This window comes from Nocardioides sp. S5, from assembly GCF_017310035.1.
Classification (GTDB): domain Bacteria; phylum Actinomycetota; class Actinomycetes; order Propionibacteriales; family Nocardioidaceae; genus Nocardioides.
In genome coordinates this window covers 1,809,637-1,832,336 of sequence record NZ_CP022296.1, presented here as the reverse complement: position 1 = coordinate 1,832,336, position 22,700 = coordinate 1,809,637, and the positions used below count along the sequence as shown (strand labels likewise).

Genomic DNA, 22,700 nt, shown 5'->3' with positions numbered 1-22,700 from the left:
CACCCTATGCGAGGGGGATCTCGACCTCGTACATGTGCTCGACGACGCGGAACCCCATCGCGGTGTTGGTGCGGTGCATCGCGGTGTTGGAGGGCGCGGTCCAGGTGTGCACGAGGGTGACCGACGGCGGCAGGGCGGCGTACGCGGCGGACTTGAGCGCCGCGCCCAGCCGGCGCCCGCGGTGCTCGGGCATCACGAGGGTGTCGTCCTGCCACGCGTGGTCCGCGCCGTGCGGCACGAACAGGAGCGAGTACCCGCCGAGGACGCCGTCGGACCGGCGACGGGCGGCGGCCACCCGGACGTCGTACGAGCGGGCGAGGCGCTCCTCCGACGCGGCGAGCCTGGCGTCGTCGAGGACGGTGACATCGAGGTCGAGCTCGCCGGCCGGGACGTCGGCGTTCATCTGGTTGCGCATCACGAGGTAGGCGGAGCGGTGCTCGTCGGGGCACCGCCCGCGCCAGGTGACGAGCTCGTAGGCGGAGTCGGTGGGGCAGGGTGCCACCGGCAGGTCCGCGACGAGGTGGTCCTCGCGGTGCTTCTCGGCCGCACCCATCGCTGTGGCGAAGTCGAAGCCCGCCCCGGCGACGGCGAGGTCGATGCTGACCTCGCCCCCCACGCGGGTCCGCCCGGCAGACCGCGCGCGGTCGGCCACGGTCTGCCACAGCGCGCGTCCGGCTCCTCGACGGCGTTCCTCGCGCAGCACGTGGACCTCGGCCCACCCCAGGTCGAGGTTCTCCGCCAGCGGCAGCTCCAGCTCGGCCACGCCGACGAGACGGTCGCCGTCGTGGGCCTCCCAGCGGACGCGCTCGGCATACGGCCCCGGCCGGGTGGCGGAGACCTCGAAGGCGTCGAACGCCTGGAGGAGCGCGTACGGACGGTCGGCCCGGGCGGACCGGTCCTGCACGTCGTACCAGCGGCGCCGGGCTGCGGGGTCGGTCACGTCGAGCTCGCGGATGTCCACCGGCCCATCCGACCCCACCACAGCGGGCGGGACAACCGGATATCGGTTTCACCTCCGCCCGCGCGACGGGTCGTGGGACAGTGATGCGTCTCGGGATGGGAGGACCGCGGTGGCAAAGGACCGTGCAGAGCTGTTGAGCCCGTCGCAGCGTCACCTGGTGACGCGCTTCGGCTACGGCGTCGACGCCACGCTCGCCAAGGACGTACGCCGCGCCGGTGGCGCTCAGGCGTGGTTCGAGCGACAGCTCACCCGCCCCGGCGCGTTCCCCGATCGCGGGGCCGACCAGGTGCGCAGCTGGTGGCCCGACCTCGACCGGAAGCCCGCCGACCTCTGGCAGCGGCAGGTCCAGGAAGTGCGCGGCGGCTGGCAGGTGATGGAGGACTACGGCCGCTGGCTTCTCGTGCGGCGCATCCGCACCCGCCGCCCGGTGCTTGAGAAGATGACCGAGTTCTGGGAAGGCATGCTGCACGTGCCCGTGAGCGGCGACGCCCACTTCACCTGGCGCGTGGACTACGGCGACACGATCCGGCGCCACGCCCTCGGCAGGTTCGACCAGATGCTCGTCGAGACCACGACCCACCCGGCCATGCTGATCTTCCTGTCGGCGGCCACCTCCACCAAGCGCGCGCCCAACGAGAACCTGGGCCGCGAGCTGCTCGAGCTGCACACACTCGGCGCGGGCAACTACTCCGAGGACGACGTCAAGGCCTCGTCGCGGATCCTCACCGGCTGGCACGTCGACCTCTGGAAGACCTGGGCGGCGTCCTACGTCGAGGACGACCACTGGACCGGCACCGTGCAGATCCGCGGCTTCCGCGACAGGAACCGCAAGGCCGACGGACGCCGTCTGACCAAGGACTACCTGCGCCACCTCGCGCACCACCCGGACACCGCGCACCGGATCGCCGAGCGGCTCGCGACCAAGTTCGTCCGCGACGACCCGCCGGCCTCGCTGGTCAGGCGACTGGCGAAGGTCTACCTGGAGAACGACACCGCGATCGTGCCGGTGCTGCGGGCGCTCGCGGCGAGCAAGGAGTTCCGCGCCTCGGCCGGCCGGAAGCTCCGCGACCCCAGCGAGGACGTCGTCGCGACCTACCGTGCCCTCGGTGTCGACGTCGGCCGCCCGTCGCAGGGCGACTCCGGCGCCAACGCCATGCTCTGGCAGGCCTCCGGGCTCGGGCTGTCGCCGCACGCCTGGCCGCGACCGGACGGCACACCCGTGACCGACGCGGTCTGGGCCTCTCCCTCGCGGGCGCTCGGGTCGATGAGCATGCACTGGTCGATGGCCGGCGGCTGGTGGCCCACCACCGACGTGCGTTACCGCAAGCCCGCTGCGTGGGTGCCGGCGAAGAAGCCGGTCAGGTTCGAGGACCTCGTCGACGACGTGTGCCGCGACCTCCTCCACCGTCGCGCCAGCAGCAGCATGGTCGAGACCGCGTCCCTGGCGACGGGCTGTCGCCGCCGGGAGAAGATCGACCGGGAGCACGACCTCTACCGATGGGGCTTCCCGCGGCTGCTCGCCGCGGTCCTCGACTCCCCCGACCACCTGGCGTGCTGACATGACGACCCACGACACGACCTCACCTGCCGCCACCTCTGGCTCCGCCTCCCCCTGCGGCTGCCCCGACTACGACGAGGCCCGCCTGGCGCTGAGCCGTCGCGCGTTCCTCGGAGGGACCGTCCTGGCCGGGGGCGCGATCGCGCTCGGTTCCGGGCTCACCGGCTCGGGTCCGCAGGCCTACGCCGTGACCGGCCGCACCGCTGCCGGCCTCGCCTCGACGACCGGCTCGGCGCTGGTGCTGCTGTCCCTGCGCGGTGCGGCCGACGGGCTGTCGCTGGTGGTGCCGCACGGCGACCCCGCCTACTACGCCGCGCGCCCGCGCATCGGCGTACCCCACACGGCGCTGCTCGCCCCGGACGCCATGTTCGGCCTGCACCCGGCGCTCGCGCCGCTCCTGCCGATGTGGGACGCCGGCACGCTGGCCGCCGTGCACGCCACCGGCATGGCGAGCCCCAACCGCTCGCACTTCGCGGCGATGGAGGCCATCGAGGACGCGGCGCCGGGATCGACGGCCCGCAACGGCTGGCTCAACCGCCTCTTGGGCGAGCTGCCCGGGGCCTCTCCCCTCCAGGGCACCGCGATGGGCAACCAGGTGCCGACGTCGCTCTTCGGCACGAACCCCGCCTTCGTGGTGGGTCGGGTCGACCAGGCCGAGGTGGCCGGTGCGGACGACGACGGGCGCCGCCTGCGGGCGCTCCAGCACGCGTGGAAGGGCAGCTCGCCCATGGGCCGAGCCGTGCGCGACGCGATCGCGGGGGCCGAGACCTTCGGGGCCGCGCGCGACCTGCCGGCCGGGACGCCCGCCACCGCCTACCCGGACAGCCAACTGGGCAAGGCGCTGTCCGACGTCTCGCGCGTCATCCGGTCCGGCGTCGGCGCCGAGGTGATCACGGTGGACCAGGGCGACTGGGACATGCACACCGACCTCGGCACCCTCGAGTGGGGCGAGATGAAGCGCAACGCCGGGGACCTCGCCTCCTCGATCGCCGCCTTCTTCACCGACCTCGGGCCGGCCGCCGACCGGGTCACGCTCGTGACGCTGAGCGAGTTCGGCCGACGGGTCAAGGAGAACGACAACTACGGCACCGACCACGGCTTCGGCAACGTGATGTTCGTGGCGGGAGCGGGCGTGCGGGGCGGGCGCTACCTGGGCTCCTGGCCCGGGCTCACCGACTCCCTGGACGCCGACCTGCTCGTGACCACCGACTACCGCAGCGTGCTCACCGAGGTCGTCACCCGCCGCTGCGGCGTATCCGTCGGGCAGGTCTTCCCGGGCTTCGCGCCGCAGGCCGTCGGTGTGATGGCCTGACGAGGGCAGACACGCACCGTCGCGGGTGCGATGCTCGGACCATGAGTGACGCACCCCGTCTCGAGCCGCTCCCCGAGGACTGGCAGACCGCCCTGTTCGTGGTCGCCCACCCCGACGACATCGAGTACGGCGCCGCGGCGGCCGTGGCCCGCTGGACCGGACAGGGCAAGCGGGTCGTCTACTGCATGGTCACCAGCGGCGAGGCGGGCATCGACGGGCTCCACCCCGACGAGTGCGGCCCGCTGCGCGAGGCGGAGGAGATCGCGTCCGCGCGGGCCGTCGGGGTGGACGAGGTGGAGTTCCTGCGGCTGCCGGACGGGATCCTGGAGTACGGCGTCGCGTTGCGCCGCTCGATCGCCGAGGTGGTGCGGCGCCACCGCCCCGACGTCGCGCTGACCATCAACTTCCGCGAGACGTTCGGCGGCACGAACCTCAACCAGGCCGACCACATCGCGGTGGGCAGGGCGCTGCTGGACGCCGTGCGCGACGCGGGGAACCGCTGGGTCTTCCCCGAACAGCTCGCCGACGGCCTCGAGCCGTGGGGCGGGGTGCGTGCGGTGTGGGCGGGGGGGTTCCCCCGACGCCACGCACGCCGTCGACGTCACCGCGACGTTCGACGCCGGCGTGGCCTCGCTGAAGGAGCACCGCGCTTACATCGACGGGCTCGGGTGGGAGGGGTGGGACCCCGAGGAGTTCCTCGACGGCATCCTGCGCGGTGGCGGACAGGGGCTCGGCGTCACCCACGCCGCGACGTTCGAGGTGTTCCCGCTCGGGTGGGGCTGAGCCGCTCCGCGACGTGCTGCTCCCCGGTCCGCGCTCACGCGCTCACGGGACGATGTGCTCGCTCTCGCGGATGTCGGTGATCGCCATGTGCCCCGGGGCGTGGCCGATGGCGAGCGCGGGCCGCGACTGCATGACCGCAGCCTGCGGGGTCACGCCGCACGCCCAGAAGACCGGTACCTCGCCGGGGCGCACCTCGACCGGGTCGCCGAAGTCGGGGTCGTCGAGGTCATTGATGCCGAGGTCCGACGGCGACCCGACGTGCACCGGAGCGCCGTGGACTGCGGGGTAGCGGGAGGTGACGCGCACGGCGGTGGCCACCTGTGAGGCGGGCATCGGCCGCATCGACACCACCAGCGGACCGGACAGCGATCCGGCCGGTCGGCACGCGACGTCGGTGCGGTACATCGGCACGTTGCTGCCCTGCTCGATGTGGCGGACCGGCACGCCGGCCGCGACGAGCGCGTCCTCGAAGGTGAAGCTGCAGCCGATCAGGAAGGCCACCATGTCGTCGCGCCACCGCCCGACGACGTCGTCCACCTCGGCCACCAGCTCGCCGTGCTCGTAGACGCGGTAGGCCGGGAGGTCGGTGCGCAGGTCGCCCGAGAACCTCGGGCTGCTCACCGCGCCCGGCTCGGTGACGTCGAGGACCGGGCACGGTCCGGGGTTGCGCTGGGCGAACAGCAGGAAGTCGTAGGCCAGGTCGCGTGGGACCGCGAGGAGGTTGGCCTGGGTCCACCCGGCACACCAGCCGGACGTGGGCACCCGGAGGCCGGCACGGAACCTCGCACGGGCCTCGTCGGGCGAGAGGCGGTCGGGACGGTCGGGGTCAGTCATGGCGGGCTCCTGGGGTGAGGGGTGCGGACGGGACGCGTACGAAGGTGATGCGCTGGCCCGGACGCACCTGGGCGGCGAGCGGGAGGTCGGGACCGACGACCACGGCGATGACCGGGTAGCCCCCTGTCACCGGGTGGTCGGCGAGGAACAGCGTCGGCTGGCCGGACGGCGGCACCTGGAGCGCGCCGCACACCATGCCCTCGGGCGGGAGCTCTTCGTCGCGCCGACGGGCCAGGACGGGCCCGGAGAGCCGCATGCCGACGCGGTTGCTGTCCGCGGTGACGTCGTACGGCTCGGTCACCAGCGCCTCGCGCGCCTCCGTGGTGAACCAGTCGGCGCGCGGGCCGTCGACGATGCGGAGGGTGACGTCGCCGGCGACGGGATGGGCCACCGGAGCCAGGTCGACGCCCGGAAGCGGGCCGGTGGGTCCGCGCACGAGCAGCGTGTCGCCGGACGCGAGCGGCGTGGGGCCCAGGGCTGCGAGCGTGTCGGTCGAGCGGGAGCCGAGCTGCTCGGGACCACCGATCCCGCCGCGGACCGCGAGGTAGCTGCGCAGGCCGGTGGCCGGCACGCCGAGTCGCAGGTGCGCACCGTCGGGCACCCGGACGACACCGAACCCCCAGTGCGCCCGGCCGTCGACGGTCATCGGGCACGGAGCACCGGTGAGCGCCACCGTCACCTCGCCGTGGGCGACGACCTCCAGCCCGCCGAAGGTGACCTCCACCGCGGCGGCGGCCTCGGCGTTGCCGAGCAGCCGGTTGGCCAGGCGCAGCGCAGGCGCGTCGGCCGCACCGGAGTGCCCCACGCCCAGGGCCCCGAGACCTGTCCGGCCCAGGTCCTGCACCGTGGCGAGGGGCCCCGGTGCGACGACCTCGAGCCAGCTCACCGGACCTCCACGAACCGGACGCGGGATCCCGGGACGAGGAGTGCGGGCGGGTCGCGCTCCAGGTCCCAGGGCTCGAGGGTCGAGCGACCGATGAGCTGCCACCCGCCGGGGGACTCCCGCGGGTAGACGCCGGTGAACTCGCCGGCCAGCGCCACGGACCTCGCCGGGACCCGGGTGCGCGGAACGGTGCGACGTGGCACGGCCAACCGGTCGTCGCTGCCGACGAGGTAACCGAACCCGGGGGCGAAGCCGCAGAAGGCGACCGTCCACTCCTGGGAGGTGTGTGCCTCGACGACACCGCGCTCCCCCAGGCCGGTCAGGCGTCCGACCTCGGCGAGGTCCTCGCCGTCGTAGGTGACCGGCACCTCGACCAGTCCGGCGTCGGGGCGGTGACCCCGGCGTGGTCGCACGGCCCGCACGGCACGCGCGACGCCGTGCGGGTCGGCCCGCGTGGGATCGATGCGCAGCATCAGGGTGCGGGCGGCCGGCACGAGGTCCACGACGCCCTCGGGCGGGTCCTCGACCAGCTCGGCGTAGAGCGCCAGGACGTCGCCGAGGTCCTCGACCTCGACGAGGAGGCCGGAGTCACCGCACGGCAGGAACCTCACCCGGCGTCACCGTCGAGGAACGATGCCACCCGCACCCCTGCCTCCTCGAGGCCCCGACGGACCGCGGTCGCCATGGCGACCGCTCCCGGGCTGTCGCCGTGCACGCAGACCGAGCCGGCCTGCACCGCGACGAGCGAGCCGTCGGCGGCCACCACCTCGTGGCGCGTCGCCATCCGGACCGTGCGCCCGGCCACCTCGTCGGGGTCGTGGAGCACCGCGTCGGGCTCCCGGCGCGAGACCAGCGTCCCCTCGGGCGTGTAGGCACGGTCCGCGAAGGCCTCGGCCACGGGCACGAGGCCGGCAGCCTCGGCCACCCCGAGCCACACCGAACCCGGCAGCCCGAGCACGGGCAGCGTCGGGTCGTAGCGGCGTACGGCGTCGGCGACGGCCTCGGCCTGCGCCTCGTGGTGGACGATCGCGTTGTAGAGCGCGCCGTGCGGCTTCACGTAGCGCACCCGGGTGCCGGCCACGCGCGCGAAGGCCTCCAGCGCCCCGAGCTGGTAGAGCACGTCGTTGGTCAGGTCGTGGGGGTCCATGTCGACGAAGCGGCGGCCGAACCCGGCGAGGTCGCGGTAGCCCACCTGGGCGCCGATCATCACTCCGCGCTCGACGGCGCGCTCGCACGTGCGTCGCAGCACCGTCGGGTCACCGGCATGGAAGCCGCAGGCGATGTTCGCACTGGTGATGACGTCCAGGAGGGCGTCGTCGTCGCCGAGGGTCCAGCTGCCGAAGGACTCCCCGAGGTCGGCGTTGAGGTCGATGCTCGCGGTGGCGGTGGTGGTCACAGCAGGTCCGCGATCCCGCCGAGGGACTTCCAGCCGAGGTAGACCGTCAGCACCCACGAGAGCGCGCCGACGACCAGCAGCGCCTTCGGGTAGCGGTAGCCGCGGAGGAGGTCGGTGCGGCGGGCGGCGACCCACAGGATGATGCCGAAGCCCACCGGGAGGATCAGGCCGTTGAGGGCACCGGCGAGGACCAGCAAGGTGACCGGCGCCTTGCCGAGGGCGAGGTAGACGACCATCGAGAAGACGATGAAACCGACGGTCACCCAGCTGCGGCGCTCCTCGAGGCGTCGCGAGAAGCCGGCGAGGAACGACACCGAGGTGTAGGACGCGCCGATCACCGAGGTGATGCTGGCGGCCCACAGGATGATGCCGAAGACGCGGACGCCGACCTCGCCCAGCGCGGCCTCGAACGCCGACGCGGGCGGGTTCTCGACGGCGAGGGTCACTCCTCCGGCGACCACGCCGAGCACGGCGAGGAACAGCAGCGCACGCATCACGCCCGTCACGAGGATGCCGGTCACCGAGCCGCGGGTGATCTCTCGCACGCGCTCGGGGCCGGTATGCCCGAGTCGACCAGCCGGTGCGCTCCTGCGTAGGTGATGTAGCCGCCGACCGTGCCACCGATGAGGGTCGTGATGATGAGGAAGTCGATGTCGTCGGGCAGCACGCTCTGGCGCAGTGCCTCCCCGACCGGGGGGCCCGACACGATCGCGGCATAGAGGACCATCGCGATCATCAGGAGGCCGAGCACCACGACGATGCGGTCCATGGCGATCCCGGCGCGCTTGCTCAGGAAGATCGCGATGGCGATCATGGCCGAGATCGCGCCGCCGATCTTGACGTCGAGGCCCACCATCGCGTTGGCGCCGAGGGCCGTGCCGCCGATGTTGCCGATGTTGAACACCAGGCCGCCCATGACCACGAGCGCGGCCAGGAAGTAGCCCGCACCGGGGAGCACCGAGTTGGCCAGCTCCTGGGCGCGCATGCCGGAGACGCCGACCACCCGCCACACGTTCAGCTGGACGGCGATGTCCACCAGGATCGACACCAGGATCGCGAAGGCGAAGGCCGCTCCGAGCTCGGCGGTGAAGACCGTGGTCTGGGTGATGAAGCCGGGGCCGATGGCGCTGGTCGCCATCAGGAACATCGCACCGAGCATCGTGCCGCGTACGGCGGTCCCGGACGTGGTGCCCTTCGCCACCGCCCGGTCCTGGCGTGATCGTGTCTCGTCGGTCATGTCTCGTCCGTCCGTGTCGGTCCCGGGCCTCGGCATCGGCGTCAGGAGTGTTCCCCGTCACACCAGAGTGAGGGATTGTTCAACAATCCGTCAATACCCCCTCGTCGGATAGCCTGCGGACGTGACCACCACCGACTGGCTCGAGGAGCTGCGCGCCGAGCGCTCCGACCTCGGCCGCGCCAGCACGGCGGGCCGCGTGGCCGACGTGCTGCGCACCCGCATCACCGAGGGCCACCTCCGCCCGGGCACCCGGCTGTCGGAGGAGGACATCGGCGCGGCGCTCGGCGTCTCGCGCAACACCCTGCGCGAGGCCTTCCGGCTCCTCGGCCACGAGCGCCTCCTGGTGCACGAGTTCAACCGGGGGGTCTTCGTCCGCAGGCTGACGGTGGACGACGTGCGCGACCTCTACCAGGTCCGACGCATCCTCGAGTGCGGCGCCGTACGACGCCTGGCCGAGCGCCTGGCGTCCCCCTCCGCTTCCTCGACGGTCGACCTGCTGGCGCCCGTGCGAGCAGCCGTGGAGGAGGGCGAGTCCGCTGCCGCCCAGGACGCGTGGGTGGCCGTCGGCACGGCCAACATGCACTTCCACCAGGCGGTGGCCGACCTGGCGCAGAGCCCCCGCGTCACCGAGGCGATGGACCACCTCCTGGCCGAGCTGCGGCTGGTCTTCCACGTGATGGACGCACCGCAGGCCTTCCACGCGACCTACCTGCCGGAGAACCGGGCGATCCTCGAGCTCCTCGAGGCAGGCGACCTCACCGCCGCGGAGTCGGCGATCGCGACCTATCTCGACGCCGCGGAGGCGCAGCTCGTGGAGGCGTACGCCGCGGCTGCCACCCGCGGCTGACCGGAGGGGACGGCCCCGACGCGCCGGGCACGGGACCTGACTAGATGTGATGTCCAGGCACGTTGTTCAGTCGGGTGATCGGCGGCCGGCCTCCGATGGCGGAGTGGGCGCGGTGGTGATTGTAGAAGTGCAGCCAGGTCGGCAACGCGGTGTTGCGTTGCTCGGTTGATTCGTAGAAGCGGGCATAAGCCCAGCCGTCGGCCAGGGTGCGGTGAAATCTCTCGATCTTGCCGTTGGTCTGCGGGCGGTAGGGGCGAGTCCGTTTCGGTGTGATCCCGAGCTCGGCGCATGCGTCGCGCCAGGCGTGGGACTTGTAGGCCGAGCCGTTGTCGGACAACACACGCTCGACGCTCACGCCGTGGTCGGCGAACCACGCGACCGCGCGTTGCATGACACCGATCGCAGTCGCGGCCCGCTCGTCGGTGCAGATCTCGGCGTAGGCCAAGCGGGAGTGGTCGTCGATCACGGTGTGTACGTAGGCGGTTCCGATGAGCGGCCGGTACCGCTTGCCGCGCTCCCCGGTCCTGCGGGCGGTGGCTTCGGCGTTGTGGCGCCCCTGGGTGCGTCCCACGTACCGCCAGCCGCCGCCGTCAGGGATGTTGCCGAACTTGGTGACGTCGACGTGGATCAGCGAACCGGGGTACGGGTGCTCGTAGCGGCGCAAGGGCTCACCGGTGACACGGTCGATGCGGGACAGACGGTTGATCCGACACCGCACCAGCACCGCGTGCACGGTGGAGGCCTGCATGCCGAGCCTGCCGGCGATCTGGACCGGCCCCAGTCGGTGACGCCACCGCAGTCGCACGATCTGACGCACCACCTCCGGGCTGGTCCGGGTCGGGCTGGTCTTCGGCCGCGAGCTGCGATCGACCATCCCGGCCGGCCCCTCGTTCCGGTAGCGATCAGCCCACTTCTTGGCGGTACGCGGGGCGACCATGAACATCTTGGCTGCTGCGGCATGGGTCCAACCGCGGTCGACAACGAGCTGGGCAAGCCTCAGACGGGCTCGCGGGGTTAGGGCAGCGTTAGCGTGGGACACGAGGGCCTCCGGTCGGTGAAGCGTTGAACTAGACAGCTCCACTTCACAACCGGGGGCCTTCACCTGTCAGGCAGGCTCACCGATTCCGGGCGGTACAACCTCCCTGGACATCACAACTAGACGGCCCTCGTCAGCCGACTCGGACGGGTCTAGTTTGACGGGCATCTGCTCGCCCCCTGAGAGGCTCCCGATGTCCGCTCGCGCACGCTTGGTCACCTTCGTGTCAGTCATTGCCCTCGGAGCGCTCGGGGTGACCCCCTCGAACGCGACGCCGAGCGGGCCCTCCGATGTCAGCGACTTCCTGATCCCGGACGGACCGGTCACGACCGACGTCGATCCGAGGCTGAAGGATGCGACCGGGAAGGTCTCCGTCGTCGTGGGCCTCGCCGACCAGCCACTGGCCGTGGCCCAGGGCAAGGACGCCAAGCAGCGTGGTGCTGCGCTGTCCAAGGGCCAGGCAGTCGGGCTGTTGCGTCAGCTGGACGCCAAGCAGGACACGCTCACCGAGCAGGTGGGTGATCTCGGCGGTCGCGAGGTCGCCCGCGTCAGCAAGGCGCTCAACGCGGTGGTCTATGAAGTGGATGCCGCGCGCATCGCAGCGATCGCGGACCTGCCGGGGGTCATGTCGATCCGACCGGTCGGTGAGTACGAGCTCGACCTGTCGGAGACGGTGCCGTACATCGGTGCCGGCCTCGGCGCGGCCGAGGGGCTCGACGGCAGCGGCGTCACCGTCGCGGTGCTCGACTCGGGCATCGACTACACCCATGCGGCCTTCGGCGGGGCCGGAACCTCGGAGGCCTACGGGGCGGCCTACGGCAGTTCGCTCGGGGACCCCAGGAACACGACCCGCGACGGGCTCTTCCCGACCAGCAAGGTCGTGGCGGGGTACGACTTCGTCGGCGAGTCATGGCCCAACGGCGACCGGACGTCAGACGAGGACCCGATCGACTGCGGCCCCTCAGCGACCGGCGGATGCGCCGGCGGGCACGGCACCCACGTCGCGGACATCATCGCGGGCGGGGACGGCGTGGCACCCGGCGCGAGCCTGCTCGCGGTGAAGGTGTGCAGCGCTGTGTCCTCGTCGTGCAACGGTGTCGCCCTGCTGCTCGGCATGGACTACGCCCTGGATCCGAACGACGACGCGGACATCTCTGACGCGGCGGACGTCATCAACCTCTCCCTCGGCAGCTCCTACGGACAGCGTGAGGACGACCTGTCCTTCGCCACGGCGAACGCGGTGCGCATGGGCGTCTCCGTCGTTGCGTCGGCCGGCAACAGCGCCGACCGGCCCTACATCACCGGCTCGCCCGCGTCGACGCCGGAGGTCATCAGCGTCGCCCAGACCCAGGTGCCCAGCGCCTCCTCCATCCCGCTGGTCGTCAACAGCCCTGCCGCGATCGCGGGCACCTACCCGAACACCTCGACCGTCGACTGGGCACCGATCGGCGAAGGATTCACCGGAGACGTCCAAGCCGCCGGCCTGGCCTGCACCGCGCTGCCGGCCGGGTCGCTGACCGGCAAGGTCGCGCTCGTCGATCGCGGTTCCTGTGCCATCAGCCTCAAGACGGAGGCTGCATCCGACGCCGGAGCGGTCGGTGTGCTCGTCGCCAACAACGCTGCGGGCGACGCACCGTCGTTCTCCTACGGGGGTGGCGACGGCCTGAGGCCGACGCTCATCATCACCCAGTCCACCGGCGGCCTCATCAAGAGCGCCCTCGCCAGCGGACCTGTCGACGTCAGCGTCTCTCCGGCCTCCTCGATCCCCCTGGCCGGCAGCATGGTGGCCTCGTCCGCACGCGGACCGAGCTACTCCGACCAGGCCATCAAGCCCGACATCGGTGCGCCGGGAGCGTCGATCTCCGCTGTCTCCGGCACCGGCACCGGCACCGAGGCCTTTGGTGGCACCTCCGGCGCCGCTCCCATGGTCGCCGGCGCGGCGGCGCTGCTGATCGACCAGGACGACACCCGGACGCCGAACCAGGTCAAGGCGCTGCTGATGAACAACGCCGACACCGAGGTGTACACGAACCCGTCGACGCAGCCGGGCGTGCTCGCCCCGATCACGCGCATCGGTGGCGGGGAGCTGCGCGTGGATGCCGCGGCGGCATCCAGCACGCTGGCATGGGATTCCGAGACGCAGGTCCCCAGCCTGTCGTTCGGGTACCACGCAGTGACCAGGCCGGTCTCGCTGAAGAAGTCGGTGACCGTGCGCAACGACGGCCCCACGGCTCGCACCTACTCGATCAGCCCGGACTTCCGGTTCGCGGATGACGCAGCCAGCGGTGCGGTCTCGTTCAAGGTGCCCGGCAGCCTCACCGTGCCTGCCAGGAGCAGCAGGAGCTTCGCCGTCCAGCTGCGGATCGACGCCGACAAGCTCCCGGTCTGGACACTGAACGGTGGCGCATCGGGCGGTGACGGTGCGCTGCTGCAGACGGTCGAGTTCGACGGGTACCTCACCCTGACGAACGGCGGCCGGACCACGCGGATGCCCTGGCACGTCCTGCCACACCGTGCGGCGGCGGTTGCGCCGTCGACCGGGTCGGTCGCGCTCACCGAGGGGGCGGGCAGCGTGACGCTGTCCAACGGGTCCGCTGCACACCCCGGTCGGGTCGAGGTCTTCGCACTCACCGGCGAGAGCCCCAAGATCTCCAGCAAGGTCCTGCCGCAGGCGGGCGACAACTTCGCGACCATCGATCTCAAGTCGGTCGGGGTCCGCCAGGCGGGGGGCACCCTCCAGTTCGCCGTGAACACCTTCGGCGAGCGGGCACACCCCAACTACCCGGCTGAGTTCGACGTCTACGTCGACACCGATGCCAATGGCTCTCCCGACTTCGTCATCTACACCCTGGAGAACGGCGGGTTCGCTGCGACGGGTCAGAACGTGGTGTACGTGCAGGATCTCGCCAGCGGACGGGCGAGTGCCTACTTCTTCACCATCGCTGACCTGAACTCGGCCAACGCCATCCTCACGGTGCCCCTCTCGGCACTCGCCGTCACGGCGGCCACCCAGATCCAGTTCTCCGTCTATGCCTTCGACAACTACTTCACCGGCGGCCTGACCGACGCGATCGAGGGCATGACGTTCACCCCCGCGGCCCCCCGGTACACCACGAGCGCACAGTCGCTCACGGTTCCGGCAGGCGGCACGGCGGCACTCGGGATCACCGCCCCGGCGGGCGGCGTCACCGCGTCACCGTCCCAGAAGGGTGTGCTGCTGATGTACAGCGACGCCAAGCCGTCGGCGGAGGCCAGCGCCATCAGGGTGACGCCCTGAGTCCTCCCTCCGAGTCCGGAGGGCTCAGCGCCCGCGGAGGATGAGTCAGGCACTCCTGCCCCGCCCGTGCCGCCCAGGGGCCGGGCCGGCGGACGAAGAGACCCCCTCTCACCTGTTATCGCAGGTCAGAGGGGGTCTCGATGCTCCCCCGGTTGGACTCGAACCAACAACCCTCCGATGCCGCTCCGCGTGCCCGGAGCGTTGGACGCGATTCGACGTTAGTTGCGGACAAAGACCGTCTGACCTGCGCAAACATGGACCGCTCAATGTGCTTCGTTGCCGATCGTTCTCAGCCTTTGACGCAGTTAATGGCCTGTTTCTGGACACCTTCCAATAGTTGAGTCCACGGGTGTGGTGTACGACGGGCCCGTCGTGAGCGTGGCGTCCTGACATAGCGACGGCCACCGCGTGATCCTTCAGAAGACCTGCGAAAGCACAACTGAAGGAGAACCAAACGATGACCGTCGACCCCAACTCTATTGACCTACCCACGTTCATGGCCGAGCACCTCCAGCGCGCCGAACCCGACCTGCTCCGATCGATGCTGTCGACGTTCGTGCAGGCGTTGATGTCGGCCGAGGCCGACGCGATCTGCGGCGCCCCGTACGGCGAACGCAGCCCGGATCGGACCAACTCCCGCAACGGCTACCGGACCCGGGACTTCGACACCCGCACCGGCACGATGGAGGTCGCGATCCCCAAGCTGCGCGAGGGGTCCTACTTCCCCGACTGGCTGCTCGAGCGCCGCCGTCGGGCCGAGCGAGCACTGACCACGGTGGTGGCGACCTGCTACCTGCTGGGTGTCTCGACGCGGCGGATGGAGAAGCTCGTCGAGACCCTCGGCATCACCAGGTTGTCGAAGTCGCAGGTCAGCGTGATGGCCAAGGAACTCGACGCGCACGTCGAGGACTTCCGGACCCGGCCACTGGACCAAGGGCCGTACACGTTCCTGGCCGCGGACGCGTTGACGATGAAGGTCCGCGAAGGCGGCCGGGTGGTCAACACCCACGTGCTGGTCGCCACCGGCATCAACGCCGACGGCCACCGCGAGATCCTCGGCGTGGACATCTGCTCAGCCGAGTCCGAGGCCGGCTGGCTGACCCTGTTCCGTGGCCTGAACGCCCGCGGCCTGACCGGGGTCAAGCTCGTCACCTCGGACGCCCACAGCGGTCTGGTCGCCGCGATGACCTCGACCCTGGACGGTGCCGCCTGGCAACGCTGCCGGACCCACTACGCCGCGAACCTGATGTCCGCGACGCCCAAATAGTCGTGGGGCTGGGTCAAGGCGATGCTGCACTCGATCTACGACCAGCCCGACGCCAAGGCCGTGCACGCCCAGTTCGACCGCGTCATCGAGACCCTGGCCGAGAAGCTCCCGGCGGTGGCTGAGCACCTCGAGGAAGCTCGCGCCGACATCCTGGCCTTCACCGCGTTCCCGAAGGAGATCTGGCGCCAGATCTGGTCCAACAACCCGAACGAACGGCTCAACCGCGAGATCCGCCGCCGTACCGACGTCGTCGGGATCTTCCCCGACCGCAACTCAGCGATCCGGCTCATCGGCGCCGTGCTGGCCGAGCAGCACGACGACTGGGCCGAAGGACGCCGATACCTCGGGCTCGACGTCCTGGCCCGCTCCCGCGTCGCCCTGATCAACACCGACGAAACCACCACCGAGAAGGAGGACCTGACACCCGCCGCGCTCACTGCCTAGAGTGCTGCCACCGGGTCACGCGGTGGCCCCTTCATCCACCACGACCGTGGACTCGACCCCTTCCAATGGCTGACTGAGTTCAGCAGGCAAGCCAGCGGGCAGCGGCAAACGCGCACGGCTAAGTCGGCCGACGACGAGCTGCCGGCCAAGCCCATCTACCGCCCCTAATATTCGTCCGTCGCGGCCTCACCGCCGGCGGCAGCCCACATCCCCAAGCCGACCCCCAGCCCAGTGCAGTCAGGGCGAGGGGGGTCAACAAGCCCGGGGTTGAAGGCGCGACACTTGACCCCAGGGATTCGCCAGTCGTGTTGTGCCGTGCTGCTGAGTGCACTCCCATGTCGGCCAACGCTCATCACCGATGGCCCCTGCGCCCTTTCCCGTACTGACCTGCAAGAACGACGCCGGAGGAACAGGCGTGATGTCGCTCGATGCAGCTCCCTTCGGCCGAGTGTCGGTGGTGTTTACGACCAGTGAACGATCACGGCACGGACGCCCTAACCACTCGTCGGCCTCGAGCCCTGTGCGGCCCGGACACGTCGGCGGATCGCGTCCGTGTAGGCGTCGGTGGAGTGAGCAACCCGATGGCAGTGGGCATACAGCCGAGGGCGGTGACGTCGGGTCTGAGGAAGCGGCGTTGAGACTACAGTCGCCCGGATGGGATGGATGATCAGTGCGGCAGGCCTACTCGTTGTCTTGGTGGCGCTGTGGGACATCTTCCACACTCTGTGGCACCCGGGCGGATTCGGCCGGATCGCTCGGTGGGTGTTCCAGCTCGTGTGGTGGGCCACCAAGCACGTGTTGCCCAGCCACACCCGGCACCTCGCCCGGCCGATCGAAATCATCGGAACCGTGGCGTTGTGGACGGGTCTGGTGGTGATCGGCTGGACTCTGGTCTACCTGCCCCACATGTCGGACGGCTTCTACTTCGGGTCTGCACTCAGACCCGAGCAGTCCTCCGATGCCCTGACCGCCCTGTACCTGTCGTTGGTCACCGTGGCCACGCTCGGCTTCGGTGACGTCACCCCGGCCGACCCCGTCCTGCGCCTGCTCGCACCGTTCGAGGCCCTTGTCGGGTTCGTCCTGCTGACCGCCGCCATCTCCTGGATCCTGCAGGTCTACCCCGCCCTGGGCAGGCGGCGGTCTGTTGCGAAGCGGTTGAGCCTTCTGCAGTCGAGTCATGCGACTGCCGTGGTGGCCGGTGGGGATGCATGCGTCGCCACCCGCATGCTGGACGCCGTGACCGACGGCACGATCCAGGCCCAGACGGACCTCATGCAGTACGCCGAGTCCTACTACTTCATCGAGGAAGAGGAAGAGCTGTCGCTGGCTGCGACCCTCCCCCACGCCCTGGAGTTGGCGGAGGCCGGAAGGACGTCGTCCTCGCGCGAGGTGCAGCTCGCAGCCGACATGCTCACAGCGGCCGTCGAGAGCCTCGCCCTGTTGCTGGACCGTGCCTACCTCAAGACCGGGTCCGCGACACCGGAGGTGCTCGCGTCCTACGGCGCCGACCACGGATTCGAGTCCCACGCATGATGACGACGGCGCGGGGCAGGGCGCTGCCATGACCCTCGACGTGCTGCTCATCGCGACCGGCGCGCTCGGCGTGCTGGTGGCAGCGTTGTCTGCACGGATCAGGCGTCTGCCCGTATCTGAGCCGCTACTTGCGCTGGTGGTCGGCGTGCTCGTCGGGCCCGAGGTGCTCCGCGCTTTGCCTCTTCCACCGATCACCACCGAGCATGCGAGCGTCCACGACGCGACACGGGTCCTTGCGAGCTCAACTGGTTGTTGCAACTCGATTGTGAGTGAGAGGTTGCGGCGCGTGCCGGGAGTGAGGTTGACCGCGGATCAGCGGTTGGTGATTGAGCGGGCGTTCATGGCGGGTTTGCCGCAGGCCACGATTGCTGCGTTGGTGGGCAAGCATCCGTCGACGATCTCGAGGGAGCTGCGCCGGGCGGGTTCGTTCGGGACTGCCTCGCCACGCAGGCGCACAGCGCGGGCCGGTGGGCGTGGCTATCAGCGCAAGTACAGCGCGAAGTGGTCGCAGCGTGAGGCCGCGCGCAAGGCCCGCCGCCCGAAGGCCCGCCGGCTGGATCACGCGCCGTTGCGGGAGAAGGTGTGGGAGCTGTTGCGGGCGAACTGGTCGCCGGAACAGATCGCAGCGATGCTTCCGGTGTTGTTCCCACGCGATGTGAGGATGCGGGTGTCGCACGAGACGATCTACCAGTCGCTGTTCGTTCAGACCAAGGGCGAGCTCAAGCGCGAGCTGACCGCGCATCTGCGGACCCAGCGGCAACGCCGTAAGGCTCAGACCGGTGGCGCCAAGCGAGCCACGCTCGGGATCACGGACGACATCCGGATCTCCGCACGTCCGGCTGAGGTCGATGACCGGGCCGTGCCGGGGCACTGGGAGGGCGACCTGCTGCTCGGCGGCACGGGCAAGGGCGCGGTGATCACGCTCGTCGAACGCTCGTCGCGGTTCGTGCTCCTCGCACCGCTGCCGGGGCGCCACACCGCTGAGATCGCGCGGATGAAGCTGAGCGAAATGATCGCGACGTTGCCGTTGGAACTCAGGAAGTCGATCACCTGGGACCGCGGCACGGAGATGGCCCAGCACGCCCGGTTCAAGACCGAGACAGGTGTCGCGATCTACTTCTGCGACCCGCAATCGCCGTGGCAGCGCGGGACCAACGAGAACACCAACGGGCTGCTGCGTCAGTACTGGCCCAAGGGTGCAGACCTGCGCCACCTCACCGACACCGACTGCGACGCTGTGGCCCTGCAGCTCAACACCCGGCCCCGCAAGACCCTGGAATGGCAGACTCCTGGCCAGGCCCTCAACAAGAGGCTCGCTGCAACAGCCGTTTGAACTCGCCCCTGCTGGTGATCTCGGTGATGGGGGTCGCACTGCGCTATCCGTTCGGTTCGGTCCGTGCACAGCTCCGGCCGGTCTCGATCCTGCTGTTGGTGGCCATGCCGGCCATGGCGTTGATCTCCACAGGTCTGACCGCCGCCATCCTCGGGGTCACGCTGGGCGCTGCGCTGCTGCTCGGGACAGCGATCTGCCCTACCGACCCGGTCCTCGCCTCCAGCGTGGTCACCGGCAAGCCCGCCGAAGAGGACCTACCGGCCCGTGACCGGCAGATCCTCTCCCTGGAGTCAGCCGCCAACGACGGTCTGGCCCTGCCGTTCGTGCTCGCCGCGGTCACGTTCGCGGGACCGATGACCGCCGGGCAGGCAGTTGCCGAGGCGCTGTGGCAGGTGCTGGGCGCTGTCACCCTCGGCGTGCTCGCCGGTTGGCTCGGCGGTCGAGCCTTGCGGGCAGGCGAGGATTACGGGGCGACGTCCCACGGCCCGATGCTGCTGTTCACCGTCCTCCTCGCCCTGCTCGTGCTGGGCCTGTCGGGCGTGCCCACCTTGACGGCGTGCTCGCCGCGTTCGTCGCCGGCCTCGCCTTCAACCTCACCAGCACCGGCAGCGAGCGGACCGCGGACCTGGAGATCGACGAGGCGGTGAACCGATTCGCGGTCCTACCGATGTTCGTCCTGCTGGGCGCCACCCTGCCTTGGTCCGTGTGGGGCGAGCTGGGGTGGGCGGCGATCCTGCTGAGCGTCGCCGTGCTCTTGTTCCGCCGCATGCCCGTCCTGTTGCTGCTCAAGCGACCCCTGCGTCTGGGCTGGCCGGACGCGCTGTACCTGGGCTGGTTCGGACCGGTCGGTGTCTCGGCCGTGTTCTACCTGACGCTCGAGGCGGAGGATCTCGGCATCCCTGAAACCGTGATGGCCGCCGGAATCATGGTCGTCGTCGTGAGCACCGTGGCCCATGGCGTGACCTCCTCCGCCGGCAGATTGCTGTACCGGCGCCTCACGGGCGAGACCACCACCCGACGGCCGACGTCCGGGGGTTGACCCTCCCGATACGTGGGTGGGTGGTTCCCCACCTGGGATGCAGCTCAGACCGAGAAGACACTCCAGAGGGCGCCGGCTGCGATGCCGAGCGCGAGGCTGAGACCGGCGGTCACCACCGCCGTCGTCGCCGACCAGGTAGCAGCGACGAACGCCCCTGGCAGGGTTGGCGCGGGTCGCTCCACTCGGCCGTAGACGGGTGCGATCCACCGAAGGTAGTAGAAGAGACTGACCACGGTGTTGACGAACACCAGCACGGCCAGCCAGGCAAGCCCGCCGTCCCAGGCGGCGGCTGTGGTGGTGAGCTTGCCGACGAAGACCACGGTCGGCGGGGTGCCGACGAGGCCGAGCAGCGCCACCACGAGGGATGCGCCCAGCCACGGCCGGGCCCGGCCCATGCCGCGGTAGGAGTCGAGGTCGCGCCGGTCGGGGAAGGCGGTCGTCACCGCGAATGCCGCGAGGTTGGTGACGGTGTAGCCGGCGAGGTAGAGCAGCAGGGCGGGCAGGGCCAGGTCGCTGCGCCCGGCGACCGCGACCGGCACGAGCAGGTAGCCGACCTGGCTGACCGTGGACCAGCCGAGCAGGCGCCGGGGGTCGCTCTGCCAGTAGGCGGCGAAGTTGCCGAGCGTCATGCTGGCGACCGCGAGGACGGCGACCAGCAGCGGCCAGGCGAGGGTGTCGGGGAGCATAGCGATGAGTCGGTAGGCGGCGACCATCGCGCCGATCTTGGGCACGGTGGTGAGGAAGGCCGCGACCGCCCCGCCCGCACCCTCGGCGGCATCGGGGACCCAGAAGTGCCCCGGGACGCCGCCGGCCTTAAACATCAAGCCACCCAGCACCGCCACGACGCCCGCCGCGACCACGCCCTGCGGCGCCTCAGCAAGTCGGTCGGTGAGGTCGGCGTATGACGTGGTCGCGGAGACTCCGTAGAGCAGCGTGACCCCGAGCAGCAGGAGGATGCCGAACAGGGCACCCAGCAGGTAGGTCTTCATGGCCGCCTCGGCCCCGCGGGGCGTGCGTGCGATGCCGATCAGGCCGTAGAGCGGGATGCTCGCGAGCAGGAACCCGACCACTACGACGAGCAGGTCGTCAGCGCCGGCGAGGACGAGCGTGCCGGTCGTCGAGAACAGGAAGAGTGCGTAGGTCTCGCTCTCCCGCGGCGAGCCCGCGATCTCGTCGGAGGCCAGCGCGAGGACGATCAGCGTCCCGAGCGCGGCGACGATCCGCGCCACTCCGGTGGCGGTGTCGACGGTGAAGGCGCCCTCCATCGCCGGCTGGGCCGGGCCGGGGAGGTCGACCACGGCCAGGATGGTGGCGGCGACCAGCGCGGCCGCGGCGATGACGCGGGTGACCCACTGGCGCGTCCGCGGGAGGAAGGACCCACTGACCAGGACCGCGAGCCCGCCGAGGAACAGCACGATCTCCGGCAGCAGCAGGAGCGGCCGCATGGCCATGTCGGAGCCCACGGCCCTACCTTCCGACGAGCTCGACGACGACCTCGGCCGCGGGCTCGATCACGGCGAGCAGTGGACGGGGGAACACTCCGATGAGCAGGGAGAGCACCAGCAACGGGCCGACCGACCAGACCTCGGCGGCGCGCAGGTCGGTGAAGCCGACCGAGCGGCCGCGGGTCTCGCCGGTGAAGATCCGCTGCAGCGCTCGGAGGAACAGCGCCGCAGTCAGGAGGATCCCGACGAGCGCGACGGCCGTGACGGGGGCGGCGGCGATGCTGCCGGTGAAGATCTGGAACTCCGCGATGAAGCCGGACAGCCCGGGAAGGCCCAGGGAGGCGAATGCGCCGACGGCGAAGAACGCGGCGAACCGGGGCGCGGGTCCGGCCAGGCCGCCGTAGGAGTCCATGTCATAGGTCGCTGCCCGGTCCTGGAGAACCCCGGCGAGGAGGAACAGCGCACCGGTGATCAGGCCGTGGCTGACCATCTGCGTGACGGCACCGGTGACCGCGACGGACCGGGCCTGCGCGGTGTCGTCGGCGACCAGCCCCGCGGCGCCGACGGCGAGGACGATGTAGCCCATGTGGTTCACCGACGTGTAGGCGACCATCCGCTTGAAGTCCGTCTGGGCCAGGGCCACCAGGGCGCCGTACACGACCGAGACGATGCCGACCACGATGATCACCCACGCCCAGTCCCGCCACGCCTCGGGCAGCATCGGCATCGCGATCCGCACGAACCCGTAGGTGCCCATCTTCAGCAGCACCCCGGCCAGGACCGCCGAACCGATCGCCGGCGCGTCCGTGTGGGCCGGCGGCAGCCAGGTGTGGAACGGCACAGTCGGGGTCTTCACCGCCAGCCCGATCAGGATCGCGGCCAGCACCAGCCCACCGGCCAGCGACGACCCGGCGAGCGGGGTCTGCTCGGCCAGCTCGACCATGTCGAAGGTGTGCGGGTCAGCGGCGATGTAGAGGCCGATGAAACCGACGAGCAGGGCCAGGGAGCCCAGAAACGTGTAGAGGAAGAACTTCATCGCCGACCGGGCGGCGTTGCCGTGCCCCCAGCCGGCGATCACGAAGTACATGCCGACGATCGAGAGGTCGAAGAAGACGAAGAAGAGGATCAGGTCGGCGGCGACGAACAGGCCCATGCTGACGCTCTGCAGGAAGAGGAACAGCGCAGCTTGGAGACGCGGGCGGTCGGTCTCGCGCAGCGCGAAGATCGCGCAGGCCAGGAAGATCACCGCGGTCATCGCGATCAGCGGCAGGGACAGCCCGTCGACGCCGAGGTGGTAGCTGCTGTTCACGCCGGGGATCCACTCGGCCTGCTCCTCGAAGGCGAGTCGTCCGGCCGTGGGCGTCTCGTAGCGCAGCCACGCCGCGACCACGAGGGCCAGGTCGGCGGCTGCGACCGCGACCCAGGTCCACCGTGCGGCCGCGGCGCCGAGCCGCGGAAGCGCGAGCAGGGCCAGAGCGGCAGCCAGGGGCAGGAAGACGATCAGACTGAGCACGT

The 22,700-nt window shown here is 70.7% G+C and carries 19 protein-coding genes and 1 pseudogene; 10 read left to right on the top strand and 10 right to left on the bottom strand.

Annotation, left to right across the window (positions count from 1 at the left end; all coding sequences use genetic code 11):
- Positions 1 to 4: 4 nt before the first annotated feature.
- Positions 5 to 961, bottom strand: a complete 957-nt coding sequence (locus tag CFI00_RS09140; protein ID WP_207084855.1) for a GNAT family N-acetyltransferase — start codon at positions 959 to 961, stop codon at positions 5 to 7.
- A gap of 157 nt (positions 962 to 1,118) precedes the next feature.
- Between CFI00_RS09140 and CFI00_RS09135 the strand changes: the two genes are divergently transcribed.
- The 3 genes from CFI00_RS09135 to CFI00_RS09125 are packed head-to-tail and all read left to right on the top strand — an operon-like array spanning position 1,119 to position 4,694.
- Positions 1,119 to 2,519, top strand: coding sequence for a DUF1800 domain-containing protein (locus tag CFI00_RS09135; RefSeq protein WP_207084854.1), 1,401 nt, complete (start codon positions 1,119 to 1,121; stop codon positions 2,517 to 2,519).
- A gap of 1 nt (position 2,520) precedes the next feature.
- Positions 2,521 to 3,831 (top strand): DUF1501 domain-containing protein, encoded by a 1,311-nt coding sequence (locus tag CFI00_RS09130; protein ID WP_207084853.1) that lies wholly within the window; start codon positions 2,521 to 2,523, stop codon positions 3,829 to 3,831.
- A 41-nt stretch (positions 3,832 to 3,872) separates the two neighbouring features.
- A complete protein-coding gene (locus CFI00_RS09125) occupies positions 3,873 to 4,694 on the top strand; it encodes a PIG-L deacetylase family protein (RefSeq protein ID WP_242532758.1) in 822 nt (273 codons plus the stop codon).
- On the opposite strand, the gene CFI00_RS09120 is transcribed toward CFI00_RS09125, so the two are convergent.
- Genes CFI00_RS09120 through CFI00_RS23860 form a run of 6 tightly spaced genes read right to left on the bottom strand, consistent with a single transcriptional unit; the run spans position 4,657 to position 8,964 of the window.
- The gene (locus tag CFI00_RS09120; protein WP_207084852.1) at positions 4,657 to 5,448 is read right to left on the bottom strand and encodes a putative hydro-lyase; all 792 of its coding nucleotides are present in this window, start codon (positions 5,446 to 5,448) and stop codon (positions 4,657 to 4,659) included. The two genes, CFI00_RS09125 and CFI00_RS09120, sit on opposite strands and share 38 nt — an antisense overlap.
- Complete coding sequence (locus CFI00_RS09115) at positions 5,441 to 6,334, bottom strand: biotin-dependent carboxyltransferase family protein (protein WP_207084851.1); 894 nt, start codon at positions 6,332 to 6,334, stop codon at positions 5,441 to 5,443. Before CFI00_RS09115 ends, CFI00_RS09120 begins: the two co-directional genes overlap by 8 nt.
- Positions 6,331 to 6,942, bottom strand: coding sequence for an allophanate hydrolase subunit 1 (locus tag CFI00_RS09110; RefSeq protein ID WP_207084850.1), 612 nt, complete (start codon positions 6,940 to 6,942; stop codon positions 6,331 to 6,333). The genes CFI00_RS09115 and CFI00_RS09110 overlap by 4 nt, the downstream gene beginning before the upstream one ends.
- Positions 6,939 to 7,727 carry a 5-oxoprolinase subunit PxpA gene (locus tag CFI00_RS09105; protein ID WP_242532757.1) on the bottom strand — a complete coding sequence of 263 codons (789 nt, stop codon included), beginning with the start codon at positions 7,725 to 7,727 and terminating at the stop codon, positions 6,939 to 6,941. The genes CFI00_RS09110 and CFI00_RS09105 overlap by 4 nt, the downstream gene beginning before the upstream one ends.
- Entirely contained in the window at positions 7,724 to 8,272 is a 549-nt protein-coding gene (locus tag CFI00_RS23865) for a divalent metal cation transporter (RefSeq protein ID WP_277988366.1), read from the bottom strand. The genes CFI00_RS09105 and CFI00_RS23865 overlap by 4 nt, the downstream gene beginning before the upstream one ends.
- The gene (locus tag CFI00_RS23860) at positions 8,245 to 8,964 is read right to left on the bottom strand and encodes a divalent metal cation transporter (RefSeq protein WP_277988365.1); all 720 of its coding nucleotides are present in this window, start codon (positions 8,962 to 8,964) and stop codon (positions 8,245 to 8,247) included. Before CFI00_RS23860 ends, CFI00_RS23865 begins: the two co-directional genes overlap by 28 nt.
- 121 nt (positions 8,965 to 9,085) lie before the next feature.
- Between CFI00_RS23860 and CFI00_RS09095 the strand changes: the two genes are divergently transcribed.
- Complete coding sequence (locus CFI00_RS09095) at positions 9,086 to 9,811, top strand: GntR family transcriptional regulator (protein ID WP_242532756.1); 726 nt, start codon at positions 9,086 to 9,088, stop codon at positions 9,809 to 9,811.
- A 40-nt stretch (positions 9,812 to 9,851) separates the two neighbouring features.
- Here CFI00_RS09095 and CFI00_RS09090 read toward each other — a convergent pair whose 3' ends face one another.
- Positions 9,852 to 10,850: an IS481 family transposase gene (locus tag CFI00_RS09090; RefSeq protein WP_207084849.1), complete on the bottom strand. Its 999-nt coding sequence runs from the start codon at positions 10,848 to 10,850 to the stop codon at positions 9,852 to 9,854.
- Between the two features lie 190 nt (positions 10,851 to 11,040).
- Here CFI00_RS09090 and CFI00_RS09085 point away from each other — a divergent pair, with 190 nt between their 5' ends.
- The 6 genes and pseudogenes from CFI00_RS09085 to CFI00_RS23850 all read left to right on the top strand — a co-directional run bounded on the left by CFI00_RS09085 (position 11,041) and on the right by CFI00_RS23850 (position 19,740).
- Positions 11,041 to 14,124: a S8 family serine peptidase gene (locus CFI00_RS09085; RefSeq protein WP_207084848.1), complete on the top strand. Its 3,084-nt coding sequence runs from the start codon at positions 11,041 to 11,043 to the stop codon at positions 14,122 to 14,124.
- Positions 14,125 to 14,581: 457 nt separating this feature from the next.
- Positions 14,582 to 15,835 (top strand): annotated as a pseudogene (locus CFI00_RS09080) (IS256 family transposase).
- 654 nt (positions 15,836 to 16,489) lie between these two features.
- On the top strand, positions 16,490 to 17,368 hold the full coding sequence (locus CFI00_RS09075; protein ID WP_207084847.1) for a potassium channel family protein: 879 nt from the start codon (positions 16,490 to 16,492) through the stop codon (positions 17,366 to 17,368).
- 28 nt (positions 17,369 to 17,396) lie between these two features.
- Positions 17,397 to 18,701 carry an IS30 family transposase gene (locus CFI00_RS09070; RefSeq protein WP_207084846.1) on the top strand — a complete coding sequence of 435 codons (1,305 nt, stop codon included), beginning with the start codon at positions 17,397 to 17,399 and terminating at the stop codon, positions 18,699 to 18,701.
- On the top strand, positions 18,698 to 19,348 hold the full coding sequence (locus CFI00_RS23855) for a cation:proton antiporter (protein ID WP_207084845.1): 651 nt from the start codon (positions 18,698 to 18,700) through the stop codon (positions 19,346 to 19,348). Before CFI00_RS09070 ends, CFI00_RS23855 begins: the two co-directional genes overlap by 4 nt.
- On the top strand, positions 19,258 to 19,740 hold the full coding sequence (locus CFI00_RS23850; RefSeq protein ID WP_207084844.1) for a cation:proton antiporter: 483 nt from the start codon (positions 19,258 to 19,260) through the stop codon (positions 19,738 to 19,740). The genes CFI00_RS23855 and CFI00_RS23850 overlap by 91 nt, the downstream gene beginning before the upstream one ends.
- Before the next feature lie 44 nt (positions 19,741 to 19,784).
- Here CFI00_RS23850 and CFI00_RS09055 read toward each other — a convergent pair whose 3' ends face one another.
- Together CFI00_RS09055 and CFI00_RS09050 are read right to left on the bottom strand one after the other, a co-directional pair.
- Positions 19,785 to 21,203: a proton-conducting transporter membrane subunit gene (locus CFI00_RS09055; RefSeq protein WP_207084843.1), complete on the bottom strand. Its 1,419-nt coding sequence runs from the start codon at positions 21,201 to 21,203 to the stop codon at positions 19,785 to 19,787.
- Positions 21,204 to 21,207: 4 nt separating this feature from the next.
- Entirely contained in the window at positions 21,208 to 22,698 is a 1,491-nt protein-coding gene (locus tag CFI00_RS09050; protein WP_207084842.1) for an NADH-quinone oxidoreductase subunit M, read from the bottom strand.
- Positions 22,699 to 22,700 lie beyond the last annotated feature (2 nt).